Source organism: Streptomyces sp. CBMA123, assembly GCF_014596465.1.
Lineage (GTDB): Bacteria > Actinomycetota > Actinomycetes > Streptomycetales > Streptomycetaceae > Kitasatospora.
In genome coordinates, this window is sequence record NZ_MECK01000401.1 from 1 (window position 1) to 14413 (window position 14413).

General features: G+C 71.3%; 13 protein-coding genes. 9 read left to right on the forward strand and 4 right to left on the reverse strand.

The genetic code is table 11. From position 1 onward, the window contains the following. Window positions 1–373: 373 nt before the first annotated feature. Window positions 374–1027 (forward strand): transglycosylase family protein, encoded by a 654-nt coding sequence (locus BG452_RS47850; RefSeq protein WP_188307801.1) that lies wholly within the window; start codon window positions 374–376, stop codon window positions 1025–1027. A gap of 86 nt (window positions 1028–1113) precedes the next feature. Here the strand turns inward: BG452_RS47850 and BG452_RS31710 are convergent, their stop codons facing one another. From BG452_RS31710 to BG452_RS31720, 3 genes are all read right to left on the reverse strand, one after another. Next, complete coding sequence (locus tag BG452_RS31710) at window positions 1114–3048, reverse strand: APC family permease (protein ID WP_223243011.1); 1935 nt, start codon at window positions 3046–3048, stop codon at window positions 1114–1116. Window positions 3049–3340: 292 nt separating this feature from the next. After that, on the reverse strand, window positions 3341–4987 hold the full coding sequence (locus BG452_RS31715; RefSeq protein ID WP_188307803.1) for a multicopper oxidase family protein: 1647 nt from the start codon (window positions 4985–4987) through the stop codon (window positions 3341–3343). A 110-nt stretch (window positions 4988–5097) separates the two neighbouring features. Beyond that, window positions 5098–5544: a DUF6153 family protein gene (locus tag BG452_RS31720; protein WP_188307804.1), complete on the reverse strand. Its 447-nt coding sequence runs from the start codon at window positions 5542–5544 to the stop codon at window positions 5098–5100. A 363-nt stretch (window positions 5545–5907) separates the two neighbouring features. Between BG452_RS31720 and BG452_RS31725 the strand changes: the two genes are divergently transcribed. The 5 genes from BG452_RS31725 (at window position 5908) to BG452_RS31745 (ending at window position 10802) form a co-directional block, all read left to right on the forward strand. Beyond that, the gene (locus BG452_RS31725; protein WP_188307805.1) at window positions 5908–6312 is read left to right on the forward strand and encodes a hypothetical protein; all 405 of its coding nucleotides are present in this window, start codon (window positions 5908–5910) and stop codon (window positions 6310–6312) included. Between the two features lie 3 nt (window positions 6313–6315). Then, window positions 6316–8028 carry an alpha/beta hydrolase gene (locus BG452_RS31730; protein WP_188307806.1) on the forward strand — a complete coding sequence of 571 codons (1713 nt, stop codon included), beginning with the start codon at window positions 6316–6318 and terminating at the stop codon, window positions 8026–8028. Continuing rightward, complete coding sequence (locus BG452_RS31735; protein ID WP_188307807.1) at window positions 8025–8552, forward strand: hypothetical protein; 528 nt, start codon at window positions 8025–8027, stop codon at window positions 8550–8552. Before BG452_RS31730 ends, BG452_RS31735 begins: the two co-directional genes overlap by 4 nt. Before the next feature lie 156 nt (window positions 8553–8708). Then, on the forward strand, window positions 8709–9116 hold the full coding sequence (locus BG452_RS31740; RefSeq protein WP_188307808.1) for a hypothetical protein: 408 nt from the start codon (window positions 8709–8711) through the stop codon (window positions 9114–9116). Window positions 9117–9119: 3 nt separating this feature from the next. After that, window positions 9120–10802 (forward strand): alpha/beta hydrolase, encoded by a 1683-nt coding sequence (locus tag BG452_RS31745; RefSeq protein ID WP_188307809.1) that lies wholly within the window; start codon window positions 9120–9122, stop codon window positions 10800–10802. Between the two features lie 66 nt (window positions 10803–10868). Here the strand turns inward: BG452_RS31745 and BG452_RS31750 are convergent, their stop codons facing one another. After that, window positions 10869–11756, reverse strand: coding sequence for a LysR family transcriptional regulator (locus BG452_RS31750; RefSeq protein ID WP_188307810.1), 888 nt, complete (start codon window positions 11754–11756; stop codon window positions 10869–10871). A gap of 133 nt (window positions 11757–11889) precedes the next feature. Between BG452_RS31750 and BG452_RS31755 the strand changes: the two genes are divergently transcribed. The 3 genes from BG452_RS31755 to BG452_RS31765 all read left to right on the forward strand — a co-directional run bounded on the left by BG452_RS31755 (window position 11890) and on the right by BG452_RS31765 (window position 14315). Continuing rightward, window positions 11890–13044: a YncE family protein gene (locus BG452_RS31755; protein WP_317621321.1), complete on the forward strand. Its 1155-nt coding sequence runs from the start codon at window positions 11890–11892 to the stop codon at window positions 13042–13044. Between the two features lie 100 nt (window positions 13045–13144). Beyond that, window positions 13145–13753 carry a hypothetical protein gene (locus BG452_RS31760; protein ID WP_188307811.1) on the forward strand — a complete coding sequence of 203 codons (609 nt, stop codon included), beginning with the start codon at window positions 13145–13147 and terminating at the stop codon, window positions 13751–13753. 160 nt (window positions 13754–13913) lie between these two features. Further along, window positions 13914–14315, forward strand: coding sequence for a YccF domain-containing protein (locus BG452_RS31765; protein WP_188307812.1), 402 nt, complete (start codon window positions 13914–13916; stop codon window positions 14313–14315). Window positions 14316–14413: the final 98 nt, after the last annotated feature.

The window sequence follows — 14413 nt, forward strand, 5'->3', positions numbered from 1 at the left end:
GCCCGGCCACCTCCCCCACGAACACCGCATCGCTCGGCGGCCCGTACGGCGTCTCCACCCGCACCTCCACCACCTCCTCCAGCAACGCGTACAACCCCGAACCACCGATCACACCCAGCTCGGCCCGCGCGGTTCCCTGATCGATCGTCATCGTCCGTCCGTCCCCTTCGTCGAGTGGCGTTGCGGCCACTCTAGGAGGCGGCGGTGGACGGGGGCACGGCCGGATGGCCGCGAGCCGCCGGGGTGGTGCGGCGCGGCCGAGCGGGTGACTCCTCGGTCGTGTCGGCGGCCACGCGCCCCGTCCGGCATGCGTCGGTTGGAACGCGCCGCCTCCGGGCGGTGCACGCCCTGTCCCCGGACCTGAGAGCCGCCCATGCCTGCCACCGCCCACCTCCGCCGCCTCGTCCCCACCGCGCTCTGCGCCCTCGCCGTCGCACTCGCCGCCCCAGCGGCCCACGCCGCACCCCCGGGCGGCGACCGCGGGACCGACCCCGGCGGGAGGTCGGACGGCGGCCGGTTCGACTGGGCCCGGGTGGCGGACTGCGAGAGCGGCGGCAACTGGCACGTCAACAGCGGCAACGGCTACTTCGGCGGCCTCCAGTTCGACCAGCCCACCTGGCGGGAGAACGGCGGCCTCGCCTACGCCCCGCGCGCCGACCTCGCCAGCCGGGAGGAGCAGATGGCCGTCGCCCAGCACCTGGCCGACCGCCGCGGCCTCTCCCCCTGGCCGGTCTGCGGCTCCCGGGCCGCCGGCGGCCACACCCACCAGAGCTCCAGGCCGCACCAGGAGAGCCGCGGCGAGGAGGCCACCCGCCGCCACGAGCGCGACGCCGTCCAGCCCCCGCCCGCCCCGGGCCCGGCGGAGGACGATCGGTGGACCGTCCGCGAGGACGACACCCTGGACCAGCTCGCCGCCACCCTGAACGTCCCCGGCGGCTGGCCGGCGCTGTACGCGCTCAACCGCGACACCATCGGCGAGGACCCGGACCTCATCCAGCCCGGCCTGGTGCTGCGCCTGCCCTCCTGAGTCCCCACCCCGCCGCTTCCGGCGGGAACGCCGACGGCCCGCCCGGTCCCCATGGACCGGACGGGCCGTCGCCGTCGGTTCGGCGGTCAGCCGACGTGGACGCGCGGACGCTTGGTGCGGTCCGGCTCCGCCTCGCGCAGCACCTCGCGGGTGACCGGCGCGACCTCGCCCTGCCCGAACAGGATGAACCGCAGGAACTGGGCGAAGGGGTGGCCCTCGGTCCACTCGAAGTACAGGTGCGGCCGCTGCCCGGTGCGGTCCCGGACGGTGAGCGCCAGGGCGGCGATCGCGTTGGGCACGCTGGAGCTCTGCAGGGCGAGCACCCGGTACCGGCCGTGCAGCACCTCGCCGCGCACGGTCAGCTCGGACTCGAAGTCCGAGGCGTCCCGGACGGTCACCTCGACGAAGACCAGGTCGTCCTCGCCCGGGATGTCGTTGTCGGCACGGATCTGCCGGATCTTGTCGCGGTACTCGGCGACGTCCCGGTTGGTCGGCTCGTTGGCGATCAGGCGCAGCGGGCGGTGGGCGTAGTCGCGGATGAACCGCTCGGCCGTCTCGTCCAGCACCACGTCCGTGACGCGCAGCTCGAAGGCGCGCTTGAGCCGGGAGAGCAGCGAGACCAGGATGATGCCGGCGATGAAGCAGGCACCGATCTTGACACCGTCCGGGCGCTCCATGGTGTTGACCACGGTGGTGTACAGGAAGACCGCCGCGATGGCCCCGAAGGCGACGGTCCAGCCGCGCTGGCGCTTCTTGTAGGCGGCGATGGTGACGGCGATGGCCGCCGAGCTGATCAGGACCAGTACGCCGGTGGCGTAGGCGCCGCCCTGGGCGTCGACGTTGGCGTCGAACAGCCAGGTGATCAGGAAGCCGACGATGGTCAGGACGATCACCATCGGGCGCACGGCGCGGGCCCAGTGCGGGGCCATGCCGTAGCGGGGCAGGTAGCGGGGCAGCAGGTTGAGCATGCCCGCCATGGCGGAGGCGCCGGCGAACCACAGGATGGCGATGGTCGACAGGTCGTAGACGCTGCCGAAGGCGCCGCCCAGGTACTCGTGCGCCAGGAAGGCGAGGGCGCGGCCGTTGGCCTGGCCGCCGCTCTCGAACTCCTTGGCCGGGATGAGCAGGGTGCAGATGAAGCTGGTGGCGATCAGGAAGGTGCTCATGATCACGGCGGCGGTGGTGAGCAGCTTGCGGGTGCCGCGGATCCGGCCGACCGGGTTCGTCTCGGTGTCGCCGGCGTCGCCCTTGATGTGCGGCATCACGGCGACGCCGGTCTCGAAGCCGGACATGCCGAGCGCGAGCTTCGGGAAGACGACCAGCGCGACGCCGATCATCACGAAGACGTTGCCGTGCTGGGTGGTCAGCGCGTTGGACCAGTCGGCGACGACGTGCGGCGCCTGGATGATCTTCCAGATGCCGACCGCGACGACCACCACGTTGAGCGTCAGGTAGACCGCGACGAGCCCCACGGCCAGGCCGATCGCCTCGCTGAAGCCCTTGAGGAAGACGGCGCCGAGCAGGGCGACCAGGATCAGCGTGATCACCATCTGCTTGCCGCCGAGGGCACTGGTCAGGTGCGGGTTCTCGACCAGGTGGGCGCTGGCGTCGGCGGCCGAGAGGGTGATCGTGATGATGAAGTCCGTCGCCGCGAAGCCGAGCAGGGCGAGGACGAACAGTTTGCCCTTCCAGAACGACAGCAGCCGCTCCAGCATCGCGATCGAGCCCTCACCGTGCGGGCTCTCCTGGGCGACCCGCCGGTAGACCGGCAGCGCGCCCAGCAGCGTGACGAGCACCAGCACGATCGTGGCGATCGGCGACAGCAGGCCGGCCGCGAGGGCGGCGATGCCCGGCTGGTAGCCGAGCGTCGAGAAGTAGTCCAGACCGGTCAGGCACATCACGCGCCACCACGGCTGGCCCGTGTGCGCAGCGTGATCGGCGTCGGCGGCGGAGTCCCCCGACTCCGCGCTGTCCTCCCGCGCCTTCGCGGCGGCGTCCTTGGCGGCCTTCTCCGGGGACATGTCCTCCAGGAGCCAGCTGCGGAGCCGTATTCGCGCCGACGACGGATCCTCCGTCGTCGCCTCCGTCGAACCCGACGAAACCACCTTGCACCTCTTGATTAAAGACCCCGTAAAAGCGCCGTCGGGCGACGGCAGTGCGCCAGGCTATGCGACCGGCGTTAAGGAGGCGTCATCGGCCCGCGTTAAGAAAACGTCATGGCCGCGCAGGTCGGGACGGGTGGCACGGTGCGGCGGGGCCGGTGCCGGGGCGGTGCGGCGGACCACCGCCCCGGCGTCTCGGATCCTGGACGGGTTACGCCTGGTAACCGAGAACGGTCATCATGCCGGTCTCCGAGTGGTAGACGTTGTGGCAGTGCACCATCCACAGCCCCGGGTTGTCGGCGTCGAAGTCGACCGTCAGGGTCGTGCCCGGCAGCACGACCGCGGTGTCCTTGCGCGGGCCGTCGGCGCCCAGCGCGAAGGTGTGCCCGTGCAGGTGGACGGGGTGCCACATGGCGGTGGTGTTGCGGAACTCCAGCCGCACCCGCTCCCCGGCCGCGACCGGGTGGCGCTGCGCCGGGTCGTACTTCCGGCCGTTGAACGCCCAGTCGGCCTTCGCCATGCCGCCGGTCAGCTCCAGCAGGACGGTGCGGTCCGGCGCCCTGGCGGGCAGCCGGACGCTCCGGTCGGCCTTCAGCCGGGCGGCGGTCAGCAGCCGGCCGTCCAGCTCGGCCGGGCGCGTCGAGGCGTCCGGCGCGGCGCCGCCGCCGGTGCGCAGCACGGCCAGCGCGCCGGCGTTCTTGCCCTCGGCCAGGGCGGTCAGCGGGAAGACGCCGTCCTGGGCGGTGACCAGCACGTCGTAGCGCTCGCCCATGCCGAGCAACAGCGCCTGGGTGGTGGCCGGTTCGACCGGGAAGCCGTCGGTGTGGGTGACGGTCAGCTCGTGGCCGCCGAGGGCGACCCGGTAGGCGGTGTCGCCGCCCGCGTTGATCAGCCGGATCCGGATCCGGTCCCCGGGCTTGGCGGTGAAGGTCTCGGGGGCGCCCGGGAGGCGGCCGTTGACCAGGTGGAACGGGTGGGCGACGTCACCCGCGTCGCCGCCGAGCAGCGGGCTGGTGGCGCCCATCAGCATCCGGGACGGGCCGCTCGCCCCCGCACTCGACGCGTCAGGCATGCCAGACATACCGGACATGCCTGGCATGGTGTGGCCGGAGTGACCCATCCCGCCCATGCCCCGGGCGAGTTCGGCGAGCACGGCGTCCGGGGAGCTGCCGTCGACCCCGTCCACCCAGTCGTCCAGGACGACGACCCACTCCCGGTCGTAGCGCAGCGGCTCCTTCGGGTCCTCCACGATCAGCGGCGCGTACAGGCCGCGGTCCTGCTGGACGCCGGAGTGCGGGTGGAACCAGTAGGTGCCGGGGCGGGAGAGGGCGAAGCGGTAGTCGAAGGACGCGCCCGCCCGGACCGCCTCCTGGGTCAGGCCGGGCACGCCGTCCATGTCGTTGCGCAGGGCGAGGCCGTGCCAGTGCAGCGAGGTGGGCTGCGGCAGGTGGTTGGCGAGGGTGAGGGCGAGGGTGTCGCCGACGGTGGCGCGCACCTCCTGGCCGGGCAGGCGGTCGCCGTACGCCCAGCTGCGGACGGTGCGGCCGCCCAGGTCGAGGGTGGTCTCGGTGGCGGTGAGCGCGACCTTGCGCTCGGGCCCGGGCTTGCGCCCGGCCTCGGCGGCGGCGACCTCGGGGCCGTTCGGGGCGACGAAGCCGGCGGGGGCGGCGGCGACCTCGGGGCCGTTCGGGGCGACGAAGCCGGCGGGGGCGGAGGGGGCGGAGGGGACGGCGGCCGAGTGGTCCATGCCGTTCATCGAATCGCCGTTCATCGAATCGGAGGAGCAGGCGGCGAGCAGGCCGGTCCCGGCGGCGGCGAACGCGGCGCCGAGGACGGTACGACGGGTGGGTGTGCGCATGACGGAGTGCACCTCGTGCAGGGGTGGTGTGGACGTAAAGGACGGCGCGTCGGCCGTTCCGCGCGCGGGCGCGAAGGCGCACGAGCGGGCACGGAACGGCGAGCGCACGCCTACTGACGCAGCACCGACAGTCTGCTGAGGAGGATCCGCCCACCCCCGGGCGGCGGCAGCGCCCGCACGGCCCGCAGCAGCCGGGCCCGCACTTCTGCGGCGGCGTCACCACGGCGGCGCAGCAGCGGGCCGGCGATCAGCAGCACCAGGGTCCAGCCGGCCAGCACCGCGAGACAGACCGTCATCGGATCCATGCCGCCGCCGGCGGGCTCGACCGCCAGCGGCGCATGGGCCGTCGGAACGGCGGCCGCGTGGTGATCCGCTGCCACCATCCGCGAGCCGTACGAGCCGTGCGAGCCGTGCGACCCATGCCCGGCAGACCCGCCGTGCCCACCACCCGGGTGCCCCAGCGTGTGCATCGTCACGATGCCGAGCAGCAGGGCGGCGAGGAGCAGCAGGCGCAGCACCCCGGGCAGCGACGACCCGTACAGCCGCTGCTGCGCCATGGTCCGCCTCCCGCCCGTCTCCGCCCTCCGCTTACCCCCACAGGGTATCCCCAACTGCGAACGTCCGCCGCTCTCCCTTCGTACAAAGTCAGTCACCTACCTCGCCACCCTGGACGGGGTCTCCGACTCCAGCCACGACCTGTCCCTCCGGGTCAGCTCCCATGCGTCTGGTCTGACGGCACTCCACCCAAGTAGCCCGAACTCCCGTTCGGGGCCGCACTTTCCCGGAGGTGCGGCCCCTGTGCGTCGTGCAGGTCCGCCGGTGTGCTGACCTGCGTTAATGATCCGCTAGCATGCGTCGTCAGTTTTCGAACACACGGACCGCCCCAGCAACCGGTCCGGAACTGACGGGGGAAACGAAAGATGCCAGATCCTGACGCGGGTTTGCAGTTCAAGGTCAATCCGGCCGAACTGGACGGCTGCGGCCAGAGCGCCCAGCACATCGGCGGCCTGATACCCGGCGAGACCACGAAGATCACCGACCCGTGCAACCAGGCCGCCGGAGGTCTCAAGGGCTGGCTCACCGCCGGCGGGATCACCGCCTGCGGCACCAACTGGAAGACCCTGCTGGACCGGCTCGGCGGTGACATGGGCGACGTCGGCACCAAGCTCGGCACCTCGGCCACCTATTACCGCCAGGCCGAGCAGAACGCCCACAACGGCATGCGGAACCCGGCCGCTCCGCCGGCCCCGGACGAGCCGGACCCCTTCGGCACCGCCGTCGTCCCCGGCCCGGTGAAGCCCCGCAGCGCGAAGGCGGCCGAGTAACCGATGGACATCAAGACCCTGCACGACGCCGACATCATCGGCATCTCCACCGCGAAGAGCGCCTTCGACACCCTCTCCACCGCCTTCGGCCAGCACGTCGAGAACTGGCAGCACGAGGTCGTCGACCGGCTGCACAACTCCCAGTGGACCGGCACCGCCGCCGACCACGCCAACGCCCGGATGCAGTTCCTGGAGAACGAACTCAAGGCCGCCCAGCAGGAGATCGGCCTCGTCAGCCGGGCCCTCCAGGACGCCTACGACGGCTTCGCCGCCGCCCAGGCGCACCTCATCAACGCCCTGGACGACGCCAAGACCCACAAGCTGAACGTCGCCGCCGACGGCGGGATCACCTGGGAGAAGGACCCCAACTCCCCGAACTTCGCGGGCACCGACGCCGAGAACCAGGCCAAGCAGATCCAGTCCCGGATCACCGCCGCGCTCAACGAGGCCGACCACGCCGACCAGACCATCAACGCCCGGCTCACCCACCTGGCCGGCAACGCGAGCAACGGCACCGGTCTGGACTCCGCCACCGCGAAGTCCGACACCGACGCCGCCAACGCGCTCCAGACCATCCCCCCGGCCGGCACCGACCCGAACAGCGTCAAGGCCTGGTGGAACGGCCTCACGGACGACCAGCAGCAGCGGATGATCCTCAACCACCCGGACCAGATCGGCAACCTGGACGGCATCCCCGCCGTCGACCGGAACCAGGCGAACCAGACCAACCTGGCCCGCGCCCATCAGGACATCCAGCACCAGCTCGACGGGCTCGGCCCCGAGCCGAAGCAGTTCCTCGACATCGCCGACACCAACGGCGGGCCCGTCGAGAACCCCGACTACACGACGTGGAAGCAAAAGCACGACGACCTCACGGACAAGATGACCGGCATCACCGCCATCGAGAACCGGCTGAAGGCCCCGGTCGACGACGCCCACCCGCCGACCTACCTGCTGGGCTTCGACACCAACGGCCACGGCCACGCCATCATCGCGGTCAACAACCCCGACACCGCCAACAATGTGTCGACGTACGTCCCCGGCACCGGCGCCCGGCTCGGAAGTATCAACAGCGACATCAACCGCTCGGACCTGATGGTCGCCTCGGCCAACGACGCCAACCGGAAGGCGGGCGACAAGAGCACCACCTCGTCGATCACCTGGGTCGGCTACGACGCGCCGCAGAACATCATCCCGGAGGCCGCGGACGACTCCTACGCGAAGGCCGCGGAGGACAAGCTGGTCAGCTTCGAGAACGGGCTGCACGCCACCCACGACGGGAAGATCGGCAACAACACCATCCTGGCCCACAGCTACGGCACCACGACCGTGGGCTACACCATGCGCGACCACGGCCTCCCGGTCGACAACGCCGTGCTGATCGCCAGCCCCGGCGCCGGTGTCGAGAACGCCAAGGACCTGCGGATCGACCCGTCCCACGTGTACGCGGCGCAGAGCCCCGCCGACGCGATCGGCTGGGCCGCCGCCACCGACCCCAGCGGTATGACGGACAACCTCTGGGACAACATCAAGACCGACTTCCTCTTCGGCGACGGCGACCACCACCTGATGTACGGCCGCCAGACCACCGTCCCCCAGTTCGGCGCTAACGTCATGCCCGTCGACCCCAACGCGGGACACTCCGACTACTGGAACAATGGTTCGCCCACCCTGACCGCCATGGGGCAGGTCATCGCCGGAAAGCCGACGCAATGAGCACCACCGAACACACCTCCCTGATCAGGCGGGCCACCGCCGCCGCCACACTGACGGTCACCGCACTGGCCCTCAGTGCCTGCGGGGCGAACACCCTCCAGGAGCGGTCGAAGCCCACCATCACCCTGGACCAGGCCAAGACGCAGATCGACGGCTACCTCGCCGACATCCTCGCCAAACTTCCGGTACAGCCCACGTCGGCGCCGGCCGCGTTCTTCGACCAGGAATGCGACGCCAACGACATCGGCCCGCACGGCCGAAAGCAGACCGGCCGAGGCTACGACTTCGGTGACGTTTCATCAGACATCAAGGCCCAGGCCGTGACCGACTACCGCACCTTCCTGACCGGGCAGGGATTCCAGCCGGTTCAGGATCCCCCGAACTCCCATCTCGACTGGATCAAACTGAAGAACCCGCAGAACAACTTCCTCGCCATCCTGGACGGAACGTCCGACTCCAGCCACGACCTCACCCTCAAGGTCAGCTCCCCCTGCGTCTGGCCGACCGGCACCCCTGCCACGTAGCCCAACTCCCCTCCGGGGCCGTACCTCTACCGAGGTGCGGCCCCTTCGCACACGCCCAGGTCAAACCGGTTGCCCGTTCTTGACGATCCGCTAGCATGCGTCGTCAGTTACCGCTCCGACCGGCCCAGCCGCCGGTCCGGAACTGACGGGGGACGCATGGCAGATCCAGATTCGAACCTGCAATTCCAGGTGAAGCCGGGCGAGTTGGACGGCTGCGGCCAGAGCGCCCAGCACATCGGCAGCCTGATACCCGGCGAGACGGCGAAGATCACCGACCCGTGCGGCCAGGCCGCCGGTTCCCTGCAAGGCTGGCTCACCGCCGCCGCGTTGACCACCTGCGGCAGCGACTGGAAGACCCTGCTGGACAAGCTCGGCGGCGACATGGGCGACGTCGGCACCAAACTCGGCACCTCGGCGGCCTACTACCGCCAGGTCGAGCAGGACATCCACACCAACATGATCCACCCGGACGTCCCGGTCCCGGCCTCGACCGCGCCGGACCCGTTCGGCACCGTCGTCACCCCCGGCCCGGTGAAGCCCCGCAGCGCGAGAGCGGCGGAGTAGCCGATGGACATCAAGACGCTGCACGACGCCGACTTCTGCAACCTCGCCATCGCCAAGACGGCCTTCGACACCCTGGCCACCGCCTTCGGCCAGCACGTCGAGAACTGGCAGCACGAGGTCGTCGACCGGCTGCACAACTCGCAGTGGAGCGGCACCGCCGCCGACCACGCCACCACCCGGATCCAGAGCCTGCACGACGAACTCCACGCCGCCCAGCAGGAGATCGGGCTCATCAGCCGGGCCCTCCAGGACGGCTCCGAGGGCTTCGCCGCCGCCCAGGCGCACCTGCTCAGCGCCCTCGACGACGCCAAGAGCCAGGGGCTCACGGTGGCCGCCGACGGCGGCATCACCTGGGACAACGACCCCAACTCGCTGACCTTCGCCGGACACGGCGCCCCGGAACACGCCAAGGCCATCCGGGACCGGATCACGGCCGCCCTCACCGAGGCCGACCACGCGGACCGGACGATCAGCGGCCGGCTCGCCCACCTGAGCACCAACGCGACCAACGGCACCGGCCTGGACTCCACCGTCGCGACGAACGACACGGCCGCCGCGAACGCGCTCTCCCAGATCCCGGCCGCCGGGACCGACCCGAACAGCGTCCAGGCCTGGTGGAACAGCCTCACCGACGAGCAGCAGCACCGGCTGATCCTCAACCACCCGGACCAGATCGGCAACCTCGACGGCATCCCCGCCACCGGCCGCGACCAGGCCAACCGGCTCAACCTGGCGCGCAGCAAGCAGGACATCCAGCACCAGCTGGACGTGCTCGGCCCCGAGCCCGACTCGACGGTGGCAACGCCGTACGGGGCCTACGACAGTCCCGCGCACAAGTTGTGGAAGCAGCAGCACGACGACCTGGTCGAGAAGATGAACGGCATCAACGCCATCGACACCCGGCTGGGCACCCAGGTCGACGCCGCCCATCCGCCCGCGTTCCTGCTGGGCTTCGACACCAACGGCAAGGGCCACGCCATCGTCGCGATCAACAACCCGGACACCGCCGACAACGTGTCGACGTACGTCCCCGGCACCGGCGCCCGGCTCGGCAAGGTCGACGGCGACATCAGCCGCTCGGACGCGATGGTCGCCGCGGCCAACGCCGTCGGCAACGGCAAGACCACCTCGTCGATCGCCTGGATCGGTTACGACGCCCCGCAGAACCTCATTCCCGAGGCCGCGGACGACCAGTACGCGAAGGACGCGGAGGGCAAGCTGGTCAGCTTCGAGAACGGGCTGCACGCCACCCACAACGGGACCATCGGCAACAACACCATCCTCGGCCACAGTTACGGCACCACGACGGTGGGCTACACCATGAAGGACCACGGCCTGCCGGTCGACAACGTCGTCCTGATCGCCAGCCCCGGCGCCGGTGTCGACACCGCGAAGGACCTCCGCATCGACCCGTCCCACGTGTACGCGGCGCAGAGCCCCGCCGACATGATCGGCATGGCCAGCGCCGTCGACCCCGGCGGGTTCGTGGACAACTTCTGGGACAACACGAAGGCCGACTTCGGCTTCGACGACGGCGACCACCACCTGATCCACGGACGCCAGACCACCACCCCCCAGTTCGGCGCGAACGTCATGCCCGTCGACCCCAACGCCGGGCACTCCGACTACTGGAACAACGGCTCGCCCACCCTGGCCGCCATGGGCCAGGTCATCGCGGGCAAGTAGCGCCCGACCAGCCTGCAGCACAGGCCACTTGGGGCCGCACCCGGTCTGGTCTGACGGGTGCGACCCCTACAGCTGCTGTACGGCGGCGGCCAGATGACTACGGAACCAACGCTGGCCGGGGTCAGCCGAGTTGCGCGGGTGCCAGGCCATCCCCAGCTCCAGCTGCGGGAGTTCGAGCGGGATCGGGAAGGTCCGCAGGCCCAGCGCCGCGAAGGTCCCCGGCAGCCAGTCCGCCGCCCCGAGGGTCACCAGGTCGCTGCCCCCGGCCAGCAGCATCGCGCCGGTGTGGCTGGGCACCACCACCGCGACCCGGCGGCGCAGCCCGCGCTCGGCCAGCGCGGTGTCGATCGGCCCGAGCCGCTTGCCGCGCCGGGAGACGCCGATGTGGTCGGCGGCGGCGAACCGCCGGGCGGTGATCCGCCCTTCGAACAGCGGGTGGCCGGCCCGCGCCACACCCACCACCGGCACCGTGACCAGCGGCCGGGAGCGGATCTCCGGATCCAACGGCCCGAGCACACCGACCTCGACGTCCACCTGCCCCTGGCGCAGGGCCGGTCCGCCCTCCAGGGACTCCGGCAGGAACACCACGTCCACGCCGGGCGCCTCGGCGCGGATCCGCCCGACCAGCGGGCCGGCCACCCGGACCAGTACGGCGTCGGTGCACTGCACGGTGAAGGTCCGCTCCAGGTGCACCGGCTCGAAGCCCGCTCCGGGCCGCAGCACGTTCTCGCAGCTCCGCAGCAACCCGGCCACCTCCTCCCGCAGTTCGAGCGCCCGCGGGGTCGGCACCAGCCCCTGCCCGGCCCGTACCAGCAGCGGATCGCCGACCGCGCGGCGCAACCGGGCCAGCGTCCGGCTCACCGCCGCCGGTGAGGTGCCGAGCCGCTCGGCGGCCCGGGTCACGCTGTTCTCCTGGAGCAGGGCGTCCAGCACCCGCAGCAGGTTGAGGTCCATTCATGGCTCCTGAGCTGCATTTTTGCGCTTGGGGCAATGATCCCTTGCCGATCTTTGCATGGTTCGGCCGCCGCCGGGCGGGGACAGTGGAACCGTCCGAGAGACACCCGACTTCTCCGCACCAGGAGTTCCCGTGCCGAACGTTCCGAACGTGCCCAACACGCCCAACACGCCCAACACGCCCAACACGCCCAACACGCCCAGCGTGCCGAACATCCCGAACGTGCTGAACACGCCGAACGGGCTGAACGACCCCCGCGCCCACCTCGCCGGCGACGTCCTCGCCGTCGTCAGCCAGAGCGGCCCGACCGTCTCCTTCTACGACGCCGCCACCGACAGCCTGCTGGACACCATCGAGGTCACGGCCCAGCCGCACGAGCTGCTCTTCGACCCGACCCAGCGACTGCTCTGGTGCACCAGCGCGTACCGCTCCGGCTACTACAACGCCCACGACGGCCACCGCACCGAGGTGACCGTCATCGACGCCGACACCCGCCGGATCGTCGAGGTGATCGACCTCGCCCCCGAGCACGGCCCGCACGGTCTCGCACTGGACCCGGTCCGCGGCCGGCTCTACGTCAGCGTCGAGGCCTCGGCAAACCGCCCCGGCGGCGTGGTGGTCATCGACACCGCGACCCGCCGCCCGCTCGGCCGGATCGACACCGACGCCCCCGGCCCGCACTGGTTCGCCATCTCCCCGGACGGGCGCACCGGTTACGCCACCAACAAGGAGGCGCCGTACGTCTCCGTGGTGGACCTCGACCGCGGCACGCTGACCGCGAAGGTGGCCGTGCCCGGCAGCGAGGGTCTGGCCGTCTCCGCCGACGGCGCCCGGGTGTACGTCGGCGGGCCCTACCTCGGCTTCGCCAAGGACCCCGACGCCACGCCCGGCATCCGGGTCATCGACGCCCGCACCGCCACCGTGACCGACGTCCTGCCCACCGGCTCCGCCGTCCTCCCGGTCCACCTGACCGCCTCCGGCCGCCTCCTGGCCGGCGAGATCCACGCCACCACCAGCCCGGACTCCGCGCTCGCCGGGCAGGGCCCCGGCCGCCTCACCGTCTTCTCCGCCGCCACCCACCGCCCCCTGGGCTCCGTCGAGGTGGGTACCTTCCCGCTGACCATCACCTCCTCCCCCGACGGCCGCCTCGGCTATGTCGCCTCCGCCGTCTCCTCCACCGTCGACGTCATCGACCTCGACACCCTCACCCCCGTCACCCGGCTCACCGTCCCCAAGCGCGCCGAACCCGGCGCCCACGGCCTGGCCTACCTCCCCCGCCCCGCCTGACCCGACGAGCCTCCGGGCGCCGGGCGCGCCCGGAGGCTTGCCGCCGTCCGGAACGGGCCGCATCCTGAGGGCTCGGCCGTCCGGTCCGGGGGGAGGCACGATGAGACGCGGCTTCGGGGTGTTCTGTTCGACGGCGGTGCTGCTGGCGGCGCTGGGCGGGGCCACCGGGTGCGACCCGGTCGTGGACCTGAGTGGCGGCCGGCACCCGGTGCCGCTGCCCGAGCCGGCTCCGGCGTCCGCCCAGTGGATCGTCGACCTGGTGGGCGGGCTCAACGTGCCGCCGCAGTGCCCGAAGCCGACGCTGCCGACCATGGTGGTGCTCGACACCGACGGGCAGGAGCGGGCGATGGCGTTCTGGCTGGTCGACAATGTCGACGTCTGTTACGCCGTCATCAACCAGGCGGGCGTGACGCCCACGACCATCTGGTTCGCCGCCATCGCGGACCTGGTCCCCCGCACCCCGATGCCGGCCGACACCACGGCGGGCGTGGACTCGTACGCCTTCACGGCCTTCCGCGGCCGGGTGGACGACATCGAGGTCGACGGCGACACCGACCACCTCGTCAGCCCGGTCCGCCACCGCACCATCGACCTCGGGGCCGGCGACCTCATCACCTTCGCCGCGTACCACTACCGCATCCCCGCGACCGGCAGGCCGCTCACCCTCACCCTCTGCACCCCCACCGGCCCCTGCCGCGACGCCCACTGATCCCCCGCCCCCACCGTGCCGCGACGCGACCACCCCGCACCTGGTCCTCAGCACCCCCGAACCTTCCCGGAAGAACGCCCCCTAAGGGAGTGGACACGCCCACCCACGGGCAAGGCACGGTCGTAGCTGCGAGCCCGTCGGACATGAGAAGGTACGCCCCATGAAGATCATCGACTTCGTTCTCAACGTCATCTGGTTGATTTTCTGTGGCATTTGGATGGCCATCGCCTACGCCGTCGCCGGAGTCATCTGCTGCGTACTCATCGTGACCATCCCGTTCGGCATCGCCTCGTTCCGGATCGCCGGCTTCATACTGTGGCCGTTCGGGCGGACCACCGTCGAGCGGGCGGACGCCGGGGCGGCGTCCTGCGTCGGGAACGTGATCTGGCTGGTCTTCGCGGGCTGGTGGCTGGCCCTCGCGCACCTGATCACCAGCATTCCGCTGTTCCTGTCGATCATCGGGATCCCGTTCGGCTGGGCCAACCTGAAGATGATCCCGATCTCGCTGATGCCACTGGGCCGCGAGGTCGTCTCCACCGACCGCAAGTGGGGCACCTACTAGGCTTCAGCAACACTGATGGCCGACGAGAGGAAGGATCCTCGTCGGCCATCAGTGTTTACGCTGGTCAGGCCCGCGTCAGCGTCAGCTGGAAGCGGAGC